Source organism: Pseudomonas beijingensis (assembly GCF_030687295.1).
Classification (GTDB): domain Bacteria; phylum Pseudomonadota; class Gammaproteobacteria; order Pseudomonadales; family Pseudomonadaceae; genus Aquipseudomonas; species Aquipseudomonas beijingensis.
Genome location: NZ_CP117425.1, coordinates 4,534,383 through 4,554,473, shown reverse-complemented (window position 1 = coordinate 4,554,473; position 20,091 = coordinate 4,534,383). Strand labels below are relative to the sequence as shown.

The 20,091-nt window shown below is 62.4% G+C and carries 10 protein-coding genes; 8 read left to right on the top strand and 2 right to left on the bottom strand.

The window, feature by feature from the left end; all coding sequences use genetic code 11:
* Window positions 1–448: 448 nt before the first annotated feature.
* From gabP to PSH84_RS20335, 4 genes are all read left to right on the top strand, one after another.
* Entirely contained in the window at window positions 449–1,849 is a 1,401-nt protein-coding gene (gabP, locus tag PSH84_RS20350) for a GABA permease (RefSeq protein WP_305481682.1), read from the top strand.
* 306 nt (window positions 1,850–2,155) lie between these two features.
* Window positions 2,156–3,877: a type I secretion system permease/ATPase gene (locus PSH84_RS20345; RefSeq protein ID WP_305467210.1), complete on the top strand. Its 1,722-nt coding sequence runs from the start codon at window positions 2,156–2,158 to the stop codon at window positions 3,875–3,877.
* A complete protein-coding gene (locus PSH84_RS20340) occupies window positions 3,870–5,240 on the top strand; it encodes an HlyD family type I secretion periplasmic adaptor subunit (RefSeq protein WP_305481681.1) in 1,371 nt (456 codons plus the stop codon). The genes PSH84_RS20345 and PSH84_RS20340 overlap by 8 nt, the downstream gene beginning before the upstream one ends.
* A gap of 2 nt (window positions 5,241–5,242) precedes the next feature.
* Window positions 5,243–6,592 carry a TolC family outer membrane protein gene (locus tag PSH84_RS20335; protein ID WP_305481680.1) on the top strand — a complete coding sequence of 450 codons (1,350 nt, stop codon included), beginning with the start codon at window positions 5,243–5,245 and terminating at the stop codon, window positions 6,590–6,592.
* Window positions 6,593–7,183: 591 nt separating this feature from the next.
* Here PSH84_RS20335 and PSH84_RS20325 read toward each other — a convergent pair.
* The gene (locus tag PSH84_RS20325) at window positions 7,184–12,796 is read right to left on the bottom strand and encodes a putative Ig domain-containing protein (RefSeq protein WP_305481679.1); all 5,613 of its coding nucleotides are present in this window, start codon (window positions 12,794–12,796) and stop codon (window positions 7,184–7,186) included.
* Between the two features lie 411 nt (window positions 12,797–13,207).
* Between PSH84_RS20325 and PSH84_RS20320 the strand changes: the two genes are divergently transcribed.
* The 4 genes from PSH84_RS20320 (at window position 13,208) to PSH84_RS20305 (ending at window position 17,335) form a co-directional block, all read left to right on the top strand.
* Window positions 13,208–13,651, top strand: a complete 444-nt coding sequence (locus tag PSH84_RS20320; RefSeq protein WP_305481678.1) for a CopD family copper resistance protein — start codon at window positions 13,208–13,210, stop codon at window positions 13,649–13,651.
* A gap of 91 nt (window positions 13,652–13,742) precedes the next feature.
* The gene (locus PSH84_RS20315; RefSeq protein WP_305481677.1) at window positions 13,743–15,116 is read left to right on the top strand and encodes an oxygen-independent coproporphyrinogen III oxidase; all 1,374 of its coding nucleotides are present in this window, start codon (window positions 13,743–13,745) and stop codon (window positions 15,114–15,116) included.
* Window positions 15,113–16,501 carry an oxygen-independent coproporphyrinogen III oxidase gene (gene hemN / locus PSH84_RS20310; protein WP_305481676.1) on the top strand — a complete coding sequence of 463 codons (1,389 nt, stop codon included), beginning with the start codon at window positions 15,113–15,115 and terminating at the stop codon, window positions 16,499–16,501. Before PSH84_RS20315 ends, hemN begins: the two co-directional genes overlap by 4 nt.
* A 222-nt stretch (window positions 16,502–16,723) precedes the next feature.
* Window positions 16,724–17,335 carry a LysE family translocator gene (locus PSH84_RS20305; protein ID WP_240998422.1) on the top strand — a complete coding sequence of 204 codons (612 nt, stop codon included), beginning with the start codon at window positions 16,724–16,726 and terminating at the stop codon, window positions 17,333–17,335.
* A 50-nt stretch (window positions 17,336–17,385) separates the two neighbouring features.
* Here PSH84_RS20305 and PSH84_RS20300 read toward each other — a convergent pair whose 3' ends face one another.
* A complete protein-coding gene (locus tag PSH84_RS20300; protein WP_305481675.1) occupies window positions 17,386–20,043 on the bottom strand; it encodes an excinuclease ABC subunit UvrA in 2,658 nt (885 codons plus the stop codon).
* Window positions 20,044–20,091 lie beyond the last annotated feature (48 nt).

Genomic DNA, 20,091 nt, shown 5'->3' with positions numbered 1-20,091 from the left:
GTGGGAGCGAGCTTGCTCGCGATAGCGGTGGATCAGTTGCATTGAAGTTGACTGAAACACGGCCATCGCGAGCAAGCTCGCTCCCACAGGATTGCTGGTTAAGTACAGGCCGGGTGTAGGCATGCAAAATACTTAACCCAGTAAAGTTTTTAAAGGGTTTATTTCATTACTGCCCCCATAGACTCGGCTGAATGCCGCGGTCCAGACGCCTGGCAGGAGGCAAAACGCCATGCCCCACATGGCGAAATCAGGCACAGAGATGGCGCGTTCAGGTAACTAACTCGGGAGGGAAGGCAGGTAACGTGGCGCGACTTTTCACCGCAAGCGCGCACGTCCGCCCTGGGTGGATCAATACAACCAAGCGGTGCCGCTTCCAGGAGGGCGGCAAACCAGCAACACCGACTGTCCCTGCGCGCGTCTCAATGTTCGATCACAAGAGAATAAGAAAATGACCAGCCCCAGCTTCAAGGACTCGAACGGCCATCTGGCACAGGGCTCCAAGCCTCGTCACGTCACCATGTTGTCCATTGCCGGCATCATCGGTGCGGGTCTGTTCGTGGGATCGGGCCATGCCATTGCCGCCGCCGGCCCGGCGGTCATGCTGGCTTATCTGTTTTCCGGATTGTTGGTGGTCCTGGTCATGCGCATGCTGGGCGAGATGGCGGTCGCCAATCCGGACACCGGCTCCTTCTCGACCTATGCCGACCAGGCTATCGGACGCTGGGCCGGCTTCACCATCGGTTGGCTCTACTGGTGGTTCTGGGTGCTGGTGATTCCCATCGAAGCGCTGGCCGCCGGTCATGTTCTCAACCAATGGTTTCCCGCCGTCGATGCCTGGGTATTCGCCTCGGTGTCGATCGTTCTGCTGGCGGTGACGAATCTGTTCAGCGTGTCGAAGTACGGTGAGTTCGAGTTCTGGTTCGCCATGGCCAAGGTCGTGGCGATCATCGGCTTCATCTCCCTGGGGTTCGCGGTGCTGATGGGCTGGATTCCCGAGCGCGAAGCCAGTGGCCTGAGTCGGTTGATGGAGGAGCACGGCGGGTTCGCCCCCAACGGCCTGTCGGCGGTGGTGGGCGCGTTCATCACCATCATGTTCAGCTTCATCGGCACGGAGGCGGTGACCATCGCCGCCGCCGAATCCGATAACCCCGCGCAGAACATTGCCAAGGCCACGCGTTCGGTGATCTGGCGTATCGGTGTGTTCTACCTGCTGTCGATCTTCGTGGTCATTTCCGTGGTGCCCTGGAACGATCCGCTCCTGGCTTCAGTCGGTTCCTACCAGCGGGCGCTGGAGTTGATGAACATTCCGCACGCCAAATTCCTGGTGGATGTGGTGGTGCTGATCGCCGTGGCCAGTTGCATGAACTCCTCCATCTACATCGCCTCGCGGATGTTGTATTCCCTGGGGCGTCGTGGCGATGCGCCAAAGGCCTTGAAAGTGACGTCCTCGGCCGGTGTCCCGCGGTCGGCGGTGATTGCCAGTACCGTATTGGGCGCGGGCGTCACCTTGTTCAGCTACTTCATGCCCGCCGGCCTGTTCCAGTTCCTGCTCGCCAGCTCCGGCGCCATCGCCTTGCTGGTGTACCTGGTGATCGCCATCTCGCAACTGCGCATGCGCCGGATGTTGCAACGGCAGAATATCGAGCTGCCTTTTCGCATGTGGTTGTTCCCCTGGCTGACCTGGTTGGTCATCGTGTTCATCTCGGCGGCGTTGGCGGTCATGATGATCACGCCCGAGCACCGCAGCGAGGTCAGCACCACCTTGGGCCTGGCGCTGATCATTTCCTTTATCGGCCTGGCGACGTCGCGGCATCCGCCTCAACCCGAGCGTGTCGCTTCCCTCGGCTAGCTCCTCATTTTTTCCTGTTGACGCCACGTTACTGGCGTCAACAAAACTGCCTTTCAAGCCCATTCAAGAGGCAAAAACCGCCTTCTTGAAGCGCGGCCCTTCCGCCTGTCACCCACTTGCAAACCCAGCCTTGCGAAGCGGCACTAACCCGTGGCCGCGTTGTCAGTAATGGGCGCCTGTAGGGATGAGGATCGTCCCTGGTATCGGCACATCGGCTGAATAGTTTTTTCTCGAGCCTCCTCGGGAAAAAGAGCCTCGCGACGGATTGCGTCCTAGACCGACAATTTCTCTTGCAGGCTATTTCCCATGGGGTTTCTACTCGATCCGCGTCATGACATCGATGCTGCCTTATTGAGCTACCGCCGGGTGTTCTGGGCCCTGGCGCTGTTCAGTGGCGTGATCAATCTTTTGGTGCTGGTGCCGTCGCTGTACATGATGCAGGTCTACGATCGGGTCCTGACCAGTCGCAACGAAACCACCTTGTTCATGCTCACCTTGATGGCCCTGGGACTGTTCATGTTCAGTGCCCTGATCGAATGGGTGCGCGGCGAGGTGATGATTCGCATGAGCGCGGGGCTGGACGACGCCTTGGGCGAACGGATTTTCGACGCCGCCTTCGCCCGCAGCCTGCGCGAACACAACGCCAACCCGGCGCAGGTGCTCACCGACCTGGCGACGTTGCGGCAGTTGATCACCGGGCAGGGTTTGATCGCGTTGCTCGACGCCCCCTGGCTGCCGATCTTCCTGCTGGTGGCGTTCATCTTTCATCCCTGGTTCGGCGTGCTAACGGTGGTGCTCGCCCTGGTGCTGATCGGCTTGGCGCTGTGGGGCGAACTGGCGACGCGCACGCGCCTGGGCGAAGCCAATCGCCTGGGGGTGCAGTCGTCGATCTACGTCAACAGCACGCTGCACAACGCTGAAGTCATCCAGGCCCTGGGCATGCTCGGGCCGTTGCGCCAGCGCTGGAGCCTGTTGCAGCAACGCATCATTGCCGCCCAGGCCCATGCCAGCGACCGCGGCGCGCGCATCACCTCGGCGACGCGTTTCGTGCGGATCTCCGGGCAGTCCCTGGCCTTGGGGCTGGGCGCCTTGCTGGTGCTCGAAGGCCAACTGTCGGCGGGCATGATGATTGCGATGTCGCTGTTGCTGGGGCGAGCCCTGGCGCCCGTGGAAATCGCCATCGGTTCGTGGAAGCAGTTCAACGCCGGGCGCCAGAGCTACCAGCGCCTGAGCCAATTGCTGGCCCAGCACCCGCGCGAACGCCTGCGCATGCCGTTGCCGCCGCCCACCGGCGCGGTGCGCCTGGAACAGTTGTATATCGGCCCACCGGGTGCTTCGCAGCCGATCCTGCGCGGGATCAATTTCAGCCTCGCCAAGGGCGACGTGCTGGCCGTGGTCGGGCCCAGCGCCAGTGGCAAATCGACGTTGGCCCGGGCCCTGGTCGGGGTCTGGCCGGCCATGGGCGGGTCGGTGCGCCTGGACGACGCCGAGATCAGCCAGTGGTCCCACGACGCCCTGGGCCCGCACCTCGGCTATCTGCCCCAGGACATCGAGTTGTTCGACGGCACGGTCGCCGACAACATCGCTCGTTTCGGTGAGCAGGACGCCGACCAAATCATCGCCGCCGGACGCCAAGCCGGTATCCACGAAATGATCCTGCGGTTTCCCAAGGGCTACGACACGCCGCTGGGCCCTGGCGGGCTTGGCTTGTCCGGTGGACAGAAACAACGCCTGGGCCTGGCTCGCGCGCTCTATGGGCGACCGTCGCTGATCGTGCTCGATGAGCCTAACTCCAATCTCGATGACGCCGGTGAGCTGGCATTGGTCCAGGCGATCAATGCACTCAAGGCGGCCGGCAGCACTGTGGTGTTGATCACTCACCGGCCCAGTGTGCTGGCGGTGGTCGACCACATCCTGGTGCTCAAGGACGGTACTCAACAAGCGTTCGGCCCTCGGGACCGAGTGCTCAAGGCATTGATGCCGGGGCCGCGACCGGCTGCGGTCAGGGAGGCTGGCAAAGATGCGTGATCTGATCCCTGAGGCACACACTTACAGCGAGCAGGGGCTGAGCGTACGCAGCACCACGGCCTTGCCCAGTGCCAGGACCGACGCCGGGAACGCGGCGCGTTATGGCGTGGGGTTTCTGGTCCTGACGCTGGGCGGCTTCCTGCTCTGGGCCTGCCTGGCACCACTCGACCAGGGGGTGGTGGGCAGCGGCACCGTGGTGGTGGCGGGGGAGCGCAAGGCGGTGCAGTCGTTGGTCGGCGGGGTGGTGGAAAAGCTGCTGGTCAGCGATGGCGACCGCGTCACCCAGGGGCAATTGCTCGTGCAGCTCAACACGGTGCAGGCGCAGTCGCAACTGGACGTGACCCTGGGCAAGCTGCTCAACGATCGCAGCATCGAGGCGCGCTTGATTGCCGAGCGCCTGGGCAGTGCCGAGATCCAATGGCCCGCCGAACTGCTGGCCCACGCCGACGAGCCGCGAGTCAAGGCAGCCATGGCCTTGCAGAGCCAGTTGTTCATCACCCGACGCGCGGAGTTGGGCAGTCGCTTGCAGATCATCGAGCACGAAGTCGCGGCGTTGCAGCAACAGCTACTTGGCTACGAAGGCGTCAAGCGCAACTACGACGCGCAGATGCGTTTCCAGCAACAGGAGCTTGAAGGCCTGCGTGATTTGGCCCGGGAAGGCTACGTCCCTCGCAACAAACTGTTCGAGGCCGAGCGCAACGCGGCCCAATTGGCGGGGCAGATCGCCTCTGGGGTGGGCGATGTCGGCAGGACCCGGCAGGCGATCAACGAAAGCCGGCTCAAGGCCTTGCAGGCGCAGCAGGAATTCCGCCGCGATGCCGAAACCCAGCTCAGTGAAGTTTCGGCCGAGGCGGCCGGTTATGCCGATCAGATTCGGGCCTTGCAGTTTGAAGTCGACAACGGTGCGATCCGTGCGCCAGTGGCCGGGCAGGTCATGGACGTGAGCATTCATACGGTCGGCGGTGTCGCGCAGGCCGGGCAGACCCTGATGCAGGTGGTGCCGCTGGATGCGCCGATGGCGATCACCGCCCGCTTCGAGCCGCTGATGGCCAACAAACTGCGCCCGGGTCTGCCGGTGCACGTGCATTTCACCGCGCTGCAACGGGTGGATACGCCGACGGTCACCGGCACCGTGACGACGGTGTCGGCGGACCAGTTGATCAATGAACAGACGCACCAACCGTACTTCTCCGCCAAGGTCGAGATTCCTGCCGACACCGTGGCCGCGTTGCAGAGCGCCGGCCTGCTGGTACGCCCCGGCATGCTCGCCGATGTCACGGTGGTGACGGGCGAACGCACCTTGATGAATTACCTGATGAAACCTTTGCGTGAACGCTTGCTGGCAGCCTTCAAAGAGGAATGAGCATGGTCGACCGTTGCCGCTACCGTTGGCGTGTGTTGCTGGGCCTGTATACCGGTTGGGCGGTGATCAATCCGCTGTGGGCCGCCGAGGCTGGCCTGAGCCTGACCGCCGCCTACGACGCCTCGCGCCTTAACGATCCGACCGTGCAATCGGCGGCCCACGCTTTCGAAGCTTCGCGGCATGAAGAAGACATTGGCCGTGGTGGCCTCTACCCGCAAGTGTCGCTGACCTCACGCTACGGCTATGGCGGGCGTACCGACGGCGGCGATGACAGCACTTACGTCAACAGCAACGATTACCAGGCGAACAACGTCACCCTGGCGGCGCAACAACCGCTCTACGACAAGGCCCGCTGGGCGGCGTACCAGGAAGGCAAGGCGCGTGGGCAACTGGGCACCCAGGTGTTCGACGTGGCCGGTCAGACCTTGTATGACCGGGTGGCAAAGGGGTATTTCGACGTCGCCCGGGCCGAGAACGAGATCAAGTTGATCGCTCAGCAAAAGGCGGCCATCCAAGGCTTGGTCATCCAGAGCAAAAAGCTTTATGAGGGTGGCCAGGGCGCGATCACCGATATCGATGAGGCCCAGGCGCGGCTCGACCTGGTGCACGCCCAGGAGGCCGAAGCCCAGGCGCGCCGCGTGGCCGCCTTGCGGGCCTTGTCCGGACGGGCCAGCATGCCCATCGATGACATCCTGCCGATGCGCGAGGAATTGGCCGCCGGCAGCCCGATCCCGCCGGAGCAGGATTTACCGTACTGGACGGCGATTGCCCGCCAAGCCAGCCCCGAGCTGGCCGCCCGGCTGGCGGCGGTCAAAGTTGCTGAAGCTCAGGCCGACAGCCAGCGTGCCGGGCATTATCCGACCCTGTCGCTGACCACTCAGTTGACCCGCCGGGAAACCCGTCAATACCAGGAACTCGACCCGCGCCAGGACACCTATTACGTGGGTGTGCAGCTGGACATTCCGTTGTATCGCGGCGGTGCGGTGCGGGCCTCGGTGGCCAAGGCCGAAGCGCAACTGGCCGGCGCCCAGTCCGACTACGATGTGCAGCGCCAACAACTGGCCGAGGATATCGAGGCCGATTATCTGGGCGTCGTCGCCGGGTTTACCAAGAGCAAGGCCATGCAGCGGGCGGTGGAGTCCAACCAGCGAGCACTGGCCTCGACGGAGAAAGGCTTCCAGGGTGGCGTACGTTCTACGGTGGATATTCTTGACGCCCAGCAGCGGCTGTTCCAGGCCCGTCGAGATCTGCTCAACACTAAGCTCGACATGCTACAAAGCTATGTGAGCCTGCACACCCACACCGGCCAGATGAACCGCGCGGTGCTGGAGCAGGTGCAAAGCCTGTTCTAGACAATCCAGGGGGCAAGTTTGCACTTACCCCTGTGGTGAGGGGGTGGCCGCCGCGTCTTCGACGCTGCGCTGTCGCGCAGTGAACTTGACCCTGTGGCGAGGGGATTTATCCCCGCTGAGCTGCGCAGCGGCCCTAAAGCAGTGAACTCAATCTTCCTGGCGCACCGAGTTGGCTGGTTTGGGGGCTGCTGCGCAGCCCAGCGGGGATAAATCCCCTCGCCACAAAAACGGTCAGACCCTGTGCTTGCCTTCAACCTTTCAGGTACAACACGACCCCCCCTGTGGGAGCGGGCTTGCTCGCGAAAGCGGTGGTTCAGTCAGCATCTTTGTTGGAGGTGCCGACGCCATCGCGAGCAAGCTCGCTCCCACAGTTTGATCTGCGGTTGACCTGGATTTTTCAGGCACAGCACTGAACCCCCTGTGGGAGCGAGCCTGCTCGCGAAAGCGGTGGGTCAGTCAACATCAATGCTGACTGAACCACCGCTTTCGCGAGCAAGCTCGCTCCCACATTTTTGATCTGCGGTTGACCTGGATTTTCTGGCACAACACGCTCCCTGTGGTGGGTTTCAAGCCCCCTAGTGGGGGCTTGATTCAGGCGGTGAAGTCGCTGGCGTGCAGCTCCTTGACGCCGACCAGTTCGAATTCGAACTCGGGGGTGGCGTCGGCGTTAGTGCTGCCGGAGAGGATGCCATCGACGAAGCGCAGCTCGCCGGTGGCGTTGGTGGCGTCGAAGGCGTTGCTGCCGATGAACGTGAAGGCATCGACCGTGGCGGTCAACGGGTTGGCATCCAGGCCGGTGAGGTCCAATTTGTCGAACTCCGCGCTCTTGAAGCCGTTGATCACATCGCGCAAAGCCCCGACGCCCATGTCCGACAGCGCACCAAACGCGTAGGTGTCCGCGCCGGTGCCGCCGGTAAGGTTGTCGGTGCCCGCGCCGCCGATCAAGCGGTCATCGCCGGAACCGCCCACCAACGTATCGTTGCCGGCCCCACCGTCGAGGACGTTCGCCGCACTGTTCCCCGACAGCGTGTCGGCGTAGACACCTCCTTTCAGGTTCTCGATGAATTTCAAGGTATCGAGCCCGGACCCCACGGTGTTTTGTTGCGCAGACGTCGAGAGGTTGACGGTGACGCCGGACAGCGCGCGTTCAAAGCTGGCTGTGTCAATGCCATCGCGCCCATCCAGGACATTGTTGCCGGCACCGGCGAACAGCGTATTGCCCAACGCGTTGCCGATGCCATTGGCGGCACCGGTACCATCGACATACAGGTTCTCGACGTTGTTGCCCAAGGTGTAGGTCGCCAGACTGCTGTGCACGCTGTCGATCCCGCCCGTCACCGTATTGCTGTTGGTCTCGATCACGCTGTCATCGGCATTGTCGACAAAGTAACTGTCGTTGCCATCGCCACCGCTCATGCTGTCGGCCCCCGCGGCGCCGTCGAGCACGTTGTTGGCGGCATTGCCGGTGATGAAGTTGCGCCGTTCATTGCCGGTGCCGTCGATGTCCGAAACCCCGGTGAGTACCAGGTTCTCGAGATTGGCCCCCAGCGTCCAACTGACCGAGGCCTGCACCGTGTCGATCTGTGAGGTCGAAGTGTTGGTTTCCACCACGCTGTCGAAGGCGTTGTCGACCACGTAGATGTCGTTGCCATCGCCACCGGTCAGGGTGTCCGCGCCGAGGTCGCCATCCAGGGTGTCGTTGCCCGCGCTGCCCACCAGGGTGTCGTCCTGGTCGGTGCCGGCGATCATCCCGCCCTGGTTCTGGCCTTTGTCGAAGATGTCCTGCACGCTGTTGTTGTCGTTGGGGTTGCCTTGGAAGCCCAGGTCATCGGCGATGTAGTCCGCCAGGCGCTGGCCGACGATTTCCGCCGATTCTTCGTGCAGGTGCCAGACGTCATCGGGGTACACCAATGGATCGACTTCATAGCGCAAGGGCAGGTCGGTGTAGTCCACCGCCAGCTTGACGTCGACGCGTTCTGCGGCCATGGCTTCCTGGGCGGCGCGGACATAACCGACGCCTTCGACGATGGCAGCGATCTTCTCTTCCGAGTAACCCCGGGCCCGGGCCGCGTCCTCTGAGTAATGACCGGTTTCCATCAGGTACACGCTGAAATTGCCGAATTGGGCATGCAGGTAATCGAAGACTTTCAGGGTCGCGGCCTTGTACGCCGCCGCAGCTGCGGCCTTGTCCGTGGCGCGGGCGATTTCCTGGGCGGCTTCCTCGCCCTGACCCCAGATGATGCCCATGGTGACGTTATCGATCGACTGCAGTTCGGTGCGCTGGTCGCGCAGCAACGTCACCGCCCGCAACAGCGCCTGCCCCGGTTGGTTGGTGTCGGTCAGCCACCAGCACAGCTTGAGTTCCTCGGCGCTGAGCGTGGACAGGCCGTTGACCGTGCTGCCGCCGACCGCGATGTCGATACCGTTGCCATCGGCATCGGTGAACTGGCTGCGCACGTCGTAGGTGGTGTAGCGGCTCAGGTCATTGACCAGCATCGAGGTGCCGGATTGGTTGTCGTCCTCGGTCATGCGCAGCAAACGCGCATTGGATTGGCCGAGGGTCGGCAGGTAGAGAATGTCCTGCTGGGCACGCTCACCGAAGACGAAATCGTTGGCGGTGAGGGTGTTGAGGTAGTTGCCGTTGAGGGCGATCTCGAAGCGATTACCATCGGCGTCGGCTTCGGCGGACTTGACGTAGGTCTTGTCGCCGGCAGCGTTCAGGGTCATGTACAACGTGCCGTTGCTGCCATCGCCGAGGCCGAGCAAGCCCAGCCCCGAAACGTCGATTTTGTCGACGCCGACGGTGAAGTCATAAATCGTGTCGGTGGCCGTGACACCCCCGGTGTCGTAGTCGCGGTAGCTGTCGGACAGGTTGTTGTAGCGAAACGTGTCGGCGCCATCGCCACCGTACAACGAATCCCGTCCGGCGCCGCCGTCGACGATGTCCGCACCGGTCCCGGCCTTGATCGTGTCGTTGCCGCCGAGGCCGAGGATCAGGTCCGCTCCCGTCGTGCCGTTGAGGGTTTCGGCGTTGTTGGTGCCGGTGATGGTATTGGCGGGCGCATCGGCCACCACCAGGGTGAAGTTGTCGCTGACCGAGGCGCCCGAGGGATCGGTGGCCTTGACCAGGACGTCGTAGTTGCCCGCCGCGGTGCTGGTTGGCGTGCCGCTGAAGGTCAGGTTGGTGGCATTGAAACTCAGCCAGGCGGGCAGGGCGTTGCCGTTGGCGAGGGTCGCGGTGTAGGTCAGCACATCCTGGTTGGCGTCGGTGAAGCTGTTGCTCGCCACGGTGTATTGGAATGGCGTGCTTTCACTGGCGTTCTGGTCCAGGAGTGGGGTGGCCACGACTGGCGCCACGTTGGTGGGGTTGGTCTGGTCGGCGAAGACGAAGTGAGTGGCCGTCAGGCTGCTGACCAGGTTGCCCGCTAGCGACACTTCGAAGCGATTGCCGTTGGCATCGACCGTGAGGTCCTTGAGGTAGGTGCGGTTGGTCGACGAACTGTAAGTGACCTGCAGGGTGCCGTTGAGCCCGTTGCCCAGGCCGGTATAGCCCAGGGCTGACACATCGATCTTGTCGGCGGCCACGTCGAAGTCGAGGATCTGGTCACTGGCGCTGGTGGAGCTGGTGCGGTAGCTGTCGAGTTTCGAGGTGTAGCGGAACACGTCGGCCCCGGTGCCACCGGTGAGTTTGTCGACCCCGGTGCCGCCGACCAGGATGTCGTTGCCGGCGCCTCCATTAAGGGTGTCGTTGCCCGCGCCACCGAACAGTTGCTCATTGGCCGCGGTGCCGGTCAGCGTGTCGTTGTTCGGCGTGCCATTGATCACAATGGCGGCGGGGACGTCCTGCACGGCGAGAGTAAAACTGTCGCTGACGGTGGCGTTGCTGCCGTCGGTCGCCGTGACCTGGATCGAGTAGGTGCCCGACGCGGTGTCGGGCGGCGTGCCGCTGAAGGTGCGGGTGGCGGCATCGAAGATCAGCCAACTGGGCAGGGCGCTGCCATTGGCGAGCTTGGCGGTGTAGCTCAGGCTGTCGTTGTCCGGATCGGTGAAGCTGGTGGCCGGCACCACGTAGCTGAACGGGGTGTTTTCGCTGGCGTTCTGATCCACCAGCGGCGTAGCCAGCACCGGCGCCTGGTTGGTCGGCGACGTGGTGGCGAAGACGAAGTTGGCGCTGGTCAGGGTGTTGAGGTAATTGCCGTCCAGCGCCACTTCGAAGCGGTTGCCATTGGCGTCGGCCTCGAGGGATTTGATGTAGGTCTTGGTGCCGGCACTGTTGAGCACCAGGTACACGGTGTTGTTCTTGCCATCTCCCAGGCCGGTGAAACCCATGGCCGAGAGGTCGATCTTGTCGGCGCTGACGTTGAAGTCGGTGATCAGGTCGCCCAGGTTGGCACCGCCGGTATTGTAGTTACGGTAGCTGTCCAGGCGATTGGCGAACACAAAGGTATCCGCCCCAGCGCCGCCGGTGAGGGTGTCCATCCCGGCGCCGCCGTCGAGCTTGTCATCGCCGGCGCCGCCACTGAGGCTGTCGTTGCCCGCCAGGCCGAGCAAGGTGTCGGCCGCATCGCTCCCCAGCAGCGAGTCACTGCCGCTGGTGCCGGTGATCACCCGGTTGAAGATGAAGTTGTTGGCGGTCAGGGTACTGGCCAGGTTGCCCGAGAGGATCAGCTCGAAGCGATTGCCGCTGGCATCGGCGTCGAAGTCCTTGATGTAGGTGCGGTTGCTGCTGGCGTTGTAGCTGACTTGCAGGGTGCCGCCACGGCCATTGCCCAGGCCGGTGAAACCGAGGCCGGCGAGGTCGATCTTGTCCTGGGTGACGTCAAAATCGGTGATGGTGTCATCGAAGCTGGTGGTCGCGTTGCGGTAACTGTCCGACTGAGCGACGAAACGGAACGTATCGGCGCCGGTGCCACCGGTGAGTTTGTCGACGCCCGCGCCGCCTACCAGGATGTCGCTTCCGGCCCCGGCGTTGATGGTATCGTTGCCCGCCGCGCCATAGAAAATCTCGCTGGCGCTGGTGCCCGTAAGGATGTCGTTGCCGGCCGTGCCTTGCACGGTGGTCATGGGCACCGTGGCGCTGACGTAGCTGCCGTCGCCATAGACCAGCGTGGCGCCCTTGCTGGTGTGGCTGATGGTGTTGGCGATGATGGCGTTGCGGTCGGTGCCGTCTTCATTGCGCTCTGCAACACCGTAGGTCGACAGGTCGCTGCCGCTGATGATGTTGCCCTGGATGAGGTTGTCGCTGCCGTTGAAGTACTTGCCGGACACGCCCAGGGTGTCGTCATAGGACTGGATGATGATTTCCGGTACGGCACTGCCCAGTGCGTTGTTGTTGAGGGTGTTGTCGATGACCTCGACGTGGTTGCTGCCGTAGATGCGGATCCCGGCGCTGGCGTTGTCATGGATATCGATGCCCGTGACGGTCACTTCGCTGGAGAGCTTGATCAGCACGCCTTCGGCGCCGTTGCCATACACCTCGCCGCCGGTGATGGTGATGTTGCTGGGCGAGGGGATGTCCTCGCTGCCACGCTGGACCACGATGCCGTTGCCGCCGTTGTCGTAGGCGACGTTATTGGTCATGGTGAAGTCGTGGGTGCTGGTGACGACGTTGAAACCGTGGCGGTCGTTGTTGTAGGCGATGTTGTTTTCGAAGGTGCTGTCGCTGAGGAAGTCGGCGACGAAACCGTCCAGGCCGTTGCCGTGGGACACGCTGTTCTTGATGACCATGTTGACGGTTTGCTCGTGGGGGTCGAAACCGTACCCGGAGCAATCCTTGATCTCGACGCTGTCGAGGGTGACGTTGGAGTCGTAGCCTTCTTCGCCGGGAATATAGCCGTTGAACCAGCCGTCGACCTTGCCGGTGGTGCTGTCGCGGTTGCCGTCGATGGTGAGGTTGCTGACGCCGAAATCGTGGGTTTCCTCGCCATACGCCGAGCGGATGATGCCGGTGATCTTGGTGTCGGAGCCATCGGCCAGCTTGACCGTGGTGTCACCCATGCCGTCGCCGTACAGGTAGACGTTGCTCTTGAGCATCAGGCAGCCGTCGGAAGGTTCTTCGCCCCCCGAAACGATGTAGGTGCCGGTCGGCATGTACACCTGGCCTCCGCCGGCCGCAGCCGCCGCATCAATCGCACTCTGAATGGCTGCCGTGTCGTCGGTGATGCCATCTCCTTTGGCGCCAAAATTTTGTACGTTGAAAATCATGAGCTTATCTCCGTATCAGGCTTAAACCTCGGTAGACGCCAATATTCCATCGACGACCTCGGTGTTATGACCCAACGGAGCGCAAAAGTTGTGACCGCATATCGGGGAAAGTGTCAAAAAGCCGGACTAACTGATCAGCGGTTGTTTGGGGATGGGCAGGAACAACGTTCCGTTGACGCTTTCTTAACGCTGACGACGCCCTTTGTGGGAGCGAGCTTGCTCGCGATAGCGGTGTATCAGTCGCTATTGATGCCACTGAACCGACGCTATCGCGAGCAAGCTCGCTCCCACAGGGTTTGGTGGTGGGGCGGACATACGGTTTCCTTGATTGGCATCAACCCCGCTTCAGGGACCGCGCGATACCCTCGACTAAACCATCGCCCCGCTGAACAGGGGCGGCCGAGGACGCTCATGAGTTATCCGCTGTTTCTGACCTTGCATCTGTTTGCCGCGCTGGTGTTCATCGGCACGGTGTTCTTCGAGGTCCTGTTCCTGGAAAGCATCCGCAAGCAACTGCCCGCCAAGGTCATGGTGTTGCTGGAACAAGGCATCAGCCGGCGCGCCCGGCAGTTGATGCCGTGGGTGCTGCTGGTGTTGTTTGGCGCAGGCGGTGGCATGGTCTGGTTGCGCTATTGGCCGGCGTTGTCGGCACCGTTGCAGTCGTCCTTCGGTGTGCTGCTGGGGCTGAAGATCCTGTTGGCGGGCAGTGTGCTGGGGCATTTTCTCTGGGCCATGTGGCTGTTCAGGCGCGGGCGAATGAACGCCCGTTACGTGCACATCATCCATGTCAGCGTGTTCCTGCATATGGTCGCGATCGTGCTCCTGGCCAAGGCCATGTTCTACGTCACCTGGTAAGCGCTGGCGGGGGCGAGGCGCTTGATACAGGTCAAGGTGGCCCGGCGGGTTAGCGCGCAAACTGCCCCCGCACAGCTACTCGGAGATTGTCATGTTCGACCCGTTCCATACCCTCGGTGAGCGACCCTCGGAACGTGTCCCTGTGGTGGCTGATTTCGATTGTCCGGTTGGCACGCGCAGGTTCCATAAAGGTATCGGCTCCCTCGACCTGCTTCGAGGGTTGCGCACCAGTCGCCAGAAACGACGGCCCCTATCCGTGGCGGTGCACTTGCCTTCGCGCTTGCGGCTGGCGTCATGTTCGCCCCTTGCCAGCGACTGCCGATGCGGCGAGATCGAAGGCTATCTGCAACGCCTGGCGTATGAGATGGGCCTGGTCGGTTGCCACCTGGGGGCAGGGCGGCGGGTCGAGCAGTTCTGCCTGACCGGCGGCACGCCGGTGATCGCTCATTTGCAGAAGCTGATGAGTGATCTGCGCAAACGCTTCGACTTCAGCGAGTACGACGGCGCCGATCACAGCATCGAGGTGGACCTGCATCACACGGACTGGTCGACCATGGGGCTGATCCGTGACCAGGGTTTCACCCATGTCAGCATCGGCGTGCCCGACATTGGCGTCGACAGCGAGCTGCCAGTCGATTGCTACCAGAATCCGGCGCCGATCCATTCGCTGATCGATGCGGCGCGCACGTTTGGTTTTCGCTCCATCAACATCGATTTGGGCTACGGCCACGCCTGGCAGACGCCCAGCAGTTTTGCCCTGAAGCTGGCAACGTTGATCGAACTGGAACCGGACCGGTTGCACGTTTTTGACTATGCCCGCGCGCCTTATCGTTATCGCTCGAAGAACGCTGGGGTGGCCGGTTCCTTTTGCAGCCCGGCCGACAAGGACGCCATGCGGCGCATCTGTTGCGAACAGTTGATTGGCGCCGGTTATCACTACATCGGCCTGGGCCAGTTCGTCAGGGCCGACGATGACTTGGCGGTGGCCCAGGAGCATGGACGCCTGCACCGCAATTGTCAGGGGTTTACCCGTCACGGTTGCTGTGATCACGTGGGCTTCGGTTTGTCGGCCATCACTCAGATCGAGCACCTGTACGTACAGAACACCGACGACCTGCTGCACTATTGCCAGCAACTGGACGCCGGGCAATTGCCGGTGTGTCGCGGCTGGCGCTGTGAAGCGCAGGATCAGGTCAAGGCGAGCGTGACCGAGCAGCTTTCCTGTGATCTGGAACTGGATATACCCGCCATCGAAGCGCGTTTCGGCCTGGTGTTTCGCGAGCACTTTGCTTCCGTCTGGCCGTCGCTGGAAGCGTTGCAAGATCAGGGATTGATCGAACTGTCGAGCCGGTTTATCGGCATCCTGCCCGCCGGACGCTTGAGCGTGGATGCGATCTGCGATCTGTTCGATTCAGCGCCGGATGACGCAAGCCCACCCGTTTTTGAAAAGTTGCCCCCATCATGAAAACTGCTTCCGGTTTCAATCGGGCCCTGGTGGAGAAATACGACCGCCCGGGACCGCGCTACACCTCCTATCCGACAGCCCCGCAGTTCCACCAGGCCTTCGCCATGGACGAATACCGCCAGGCCGCCCAGCGCAGTCACGAGGCTGCGCTGCCCAAGCCGTTGTCGGTGTACATCCACATCCCGTTCTGCCAGAGCCTCTGCTATTACTGCGCGTGCAACAAGATCATCACCCGCAAGACCCATCGCGCCGTGGAATACCTGGCCTATCTCAAGCGTGAAATAGCCCTGCAGGCCGCCTTGTTCGACCGCGCGCGCAAACTGACCCAGTTGCATTTGGGCGGGGGCACGCCGACTTACCTGACCCATGAGCAACTGGCCGACCTGATGGACTGCCTGCACCAGTCGTTCGATATGGACGACAGTGATGCCCATGAGTTTTCCATCGAGGTCGATCCGCGGACCATCGATGGGCAACAGATCCAAGGCCTGCGCCAGTTGGGGTTCAATCGCCTGAGCTTCGGCGTCCAGGACTTCGATGCCCAGGTGCAGCTCGCTGTCAATCGGGTGCAAAGCGAGGCCCAGGTCGTCGAACTGGTGGAGGCCGCGCGCCGGGCGCGCTTCAAGTCCGTCAGCGTCGATCTGATCTATGGCCTGCCGTTGCAGACCGTCGCCAGTTTCGATGTCACCTTGAGCAAGATCATCGCCCTGCGTCCGGACCGGATCGCGGCCTACAGCTATGCCCACCTGCCGCAACGGGTGCGGGCGCAGCGGATGATACGGCCCGAAGACATGCCGCCGCCCGAGCGCAAGCTGGAGCTGCTGGAGCTGACCATCAATCGCCTGACCGAAGCCGGCTATGTCTACATCGGCATGGACCACTTCGCCCTGCCGGATGACGAACTGGTGCGCGCTCGCGCCCAGGGTACTTTGCAGCGCAATTTCCAGGGGTATTCCACTCATGCCGATTGCGATCTGATTGGTCTGGGGGTGTCGTCGATCGGCAAGGTCGGTGACAGCTACAACCAGAACGTCAAGGAGCTTTCCCAGTATTACGCCCGGCTGGACCAAGGCCTGCTGCCGGTGCAGCGCGGCTATCGGTTGAGTGACGATGATCGACTGCGGCGCGAGGTCATCAGCGAACTGATGTGCCATGGGCGCATCGACTTCGTCCGGATCGACAACGCCCACGGCATTCGATTCGGCGAATACTTCGCCGATGCCCTGGACCGGCTCCAGGAGCTGGTACGCGATGGGTTGCTGGAGATTCGCGACGCCGAGCTGGTGTTATTGCCCCAGGGACAATTGATGATGCGCAACGTGGCGATGGCGTTCGACGCGTACCTGGGGGCGGACCAGACGGTTCAGTATTCGCGTACGGTCTGATGTCCGAACCGCTCTTGTGGCGAGGGAGCAAGCTCCCTCGCCACAGAGGTCGATTTTGTCCCGCCAGGACCATCCTGTATCCGGCATCTGGGAGATGGACGATGAAAGTTTGACCACCATCGTCTTGCCGCCGCAGTGTAAAGTGCGCGTTGTAAGCGGCGCTGGGGCTGCAGTGGTGATGGATTGACCTGCCCCTGAACGTTCGCCGTGCAGGTTTCTGGTATGGAAAATTCTATGGATTATGTTGCGCTTTCGTTGTTGGCCGTATTGTTGGTTCCGGGGCCGACGAACTCATTGTTGTTACAAGTCGGTGTGAGTCGAGGGCTCAATGCGCGCTCGATGCGTTTCGTCGCAGCCGAATGGTTGGCGTACGTTATCCAGACGACGATGTGGGGGGTGTTCATTGATCTGCTCATTGCGGAACACTCGTGGGTGGTGACCGCCACCAAGATTTTTGCCGTGTGCTTCTTGTTTCATATTTCCCTCAAGCTTTGGCTCTCGGTAAAAAATGACGCGCCTGGCGCAACTGCGGGTATTGCCGTTGCGGATCTGTTTGTGGCAACGCTGACCAATCCCAAAGGGTTGTTTTTTGTTTCCTTCGTTGCGCCGGCGGGTACGTTCTTGTCGCTGGATAACTGGCTGTCATTCATGTTGCTGTTTTCAGCCATTGTTTTTCCGGTAGGGCTTGTGTGGATTGCGGCTGGCGCTTTTTGTGGCCGAAAATTTCACGCGATTGTGTCTGGACGATTTTTGAATCGAGCCATCTCTGTGGTGATTGGGTTGTTCGCTTGCAGCATGCTTTTCAATATCGCATCCCAGGTACATTTCGCCTGAATCTGGGCCGATATCGACGCCAGGGCGCCTGACAATTCGGAGTTGGACCTTCAATTTTCAAGCTGCAAAGCCCTTTCCAGGAACCCTGCCGTTCGACTCTCCCGGCATTTCGCTACAGTCTCCGGAGCCCCGCAAACCACCACGTTTCCGCCCTGGGTGCCAGCCCCCGGGCCGATATCGATGACCCAGTCACTCTGCGCCACCACTCGCATGTCATGTTCCACCACAACCACCGTATGACCTTCTTCCACCAGGCGATTCAACTGCACCAGCAAACGGTCTACGTCCTGGGGATGCAACCCGTTGGTCGGCTCGTCCAACACGTACAAGGTTGCGCCACGAGCCTTGCGCTGCAGTTCTGTCGCCAGCTTGATCCGCTGGGCTTCGCCGCCGGACAGCTCCGTGGCCGGTTGGCCAAGGCGCAGGTAGCCCAGGCCGATATCTTGCAGCACTTGCAACGAACGCCTGGCCGCCGCTTGTTCGGCAAACACCTCGAGGGCCTGGTTCACGGTCAGTTGCAACACCTGGGAAATGTCCAGGCCCTGCCAGCGAACTTCCAGGGTCTGCGGGTTGTAGCGCGCGCCGTGGCAGGTGGGGCAGGGGGCGTACACGCTGGGCATGAACAACAACTCCACGCTGACGAAGCCTTCACCTTCGCAGGTCTCGCAGCGCCCCTTGGCGACGTTGAAGGAAAACCGCCCGGCATCGAACCCCAGCGCCTGCGCCTGCTCGGTCGCGGCGAACAGTTTGCGCACGTGATCGAACAGCCCGGTGTAAGTGGCGAGGTTGGAGCGCGGGGTGCGGCCAATGGGTTTCTGGTCCACCTGCACCAGCCGCTTGATCGCGTCGAGCCCCGCAGCAACGCGCCCAGTGCTGGTTTGCACGGGTTCGTCTTCCAGGCTTTGCTCATCGGGTTCGGCGTTGGGGCTGGCTTGACCCAGGTGGGCGCCGACCAGATCCAGCAGGGCCTGGCTGACGAGACTGGATTTGCCTGAGCCAGAAATGCCGGTCACGGCGGTGAAGCAGCCCAACGGGAAGGCTGCGCTCAGATTGTCGAGGTTGTTGCGGGTGATGCCTTCCAGGCGCAGCCAATCCTTGGGTGCTCGCGGGCTGCGTGTCGCGGCGTGTGCTTCGCCAAACAGGTAGGCGCGGGTGCGTGATTCAGGCACCTGGCCAAGGCCTGCCGGCGGGCCGCTGTAGAGGACTTTCCCACCTTGTTCGCCAGCGTCCGGGCCCACGTCGATGAGCCAGTCGGCGCGGCGCATGGTATCGAGGTCATGTTCGACCACAAACACCGAGTTACCCGCTGCCTTGAGGCGTTGCAGGGCACCAAACAACGCTTCGCTGTCAGCCGGGTGCAGGCCGGCGGAGGGTTCGTCCAGCACGTAGATCACGCCGAACAGTTGGGAGTTGAGCTGGGTCGCCAGGCGCAGGCGTTGCAGTTCGCCGGAGGAAAGCGTCGGCGTGCTGCGCTCCAGGGCGAGGTAGCCGAGGCCCAGGTCGATCAGGGTGGTGATCCGTTCCAGCAGCTCGGCGGCGATGCGCTGGGCGGCCAGGCGTTTTTCCAGGGACAGATTGTGGGTGTGGCGTGCATCAGGCCCACCGACGTGGGGATTCTCGCCCCGGGCCGCGCGTTGCTCGCGGGCATCGCGGGTTTGCTGGTGGGTGAGGGTTGTTCCCGGTTCCTCGGTTTGCGCCAGATAATCGGGGGCGGCAACGCCCTTGAGCACCTCGGCCAGTTCCAGCAACGGCAGGTGGGACAGTTCGGCAATGTCCAGGCCGGCAAAGGTCACCGTCAGAGCCTGGCGCTTGAGGCGTTTACCTTCGCACACCGGGCAAGGGCTGGCGCGCATGTATTGCGCCACGCGCTTGCGCATCTGGGCGCTTTGGGAGTGCATGAACGTGTGCAGCAGGTAGCGTCGGGCGCCGCTGAACGTGCCCTGATAGCTGGGCTCGAGCTTGCGCTTGAGGGCGGTGCGGGTCTGGGCCGGCGTCAGTCCGGCGTAGACGGGAACGGTAGGGGTTTCTTCGGTGAAGAGAATCCAGTCCCTTTGCTTTTTCGGCAGGTCGCGCCAGGGGATGTCGACGTCATACCCCAGGGTCACCAGAATGTCCCGCAGGTTCTGGCCCTGCCAGGCCATGGGCCAGGCAGCCACGGCGCGTTCGCGGATGGTCAGCGATGGGTCCGGCACCATGGACGCTTCGGTCACTTCATAGACCCGACCCAGGCCGTGGCATTCCTGGCAGGCGCCCTGGGGCGTGTTGGGCGAGAAGTCCTCGGCGTAGAGCATCGGTTGGTCGGCCGGGTAGCTGCCGGCGCGGGAGTAGAGCATACGAATCAGGCTCGACAGGGTGGTGACGCTGCCCACCGATGAACGCGCACTGGGGGTGCCGCGTTGTTGCTGCAAGGCGACTGCTGGGGGCAGGCCTTCGATGCTGTCCACGTCCGGCACGCCCACCTGGTCGATCAGGCGCCGCGCATAGGGCGCGACGGATTCGAAGTAGCGACGCTGGGCTTCGGCATAGAGCGTGGAAAAGGCCAGCGACGACTTGCCGGACCCCGACACGCCGGTGAACACCACCAAGGCATCGCGAGGGATGTCCACATCGACATTCTTGAGGTTGTGTTCGCGGGCGCCACGCACCCGGACGAAACCGGTGGCTTGCGGCAATGAAGAGGCGGTGGCGGGGCCAGAGCTTGCGGGCATGGAGCGTTCCTTGTGGGCGTCTGCTTAACGCATTGAGGCTTTCAGGTG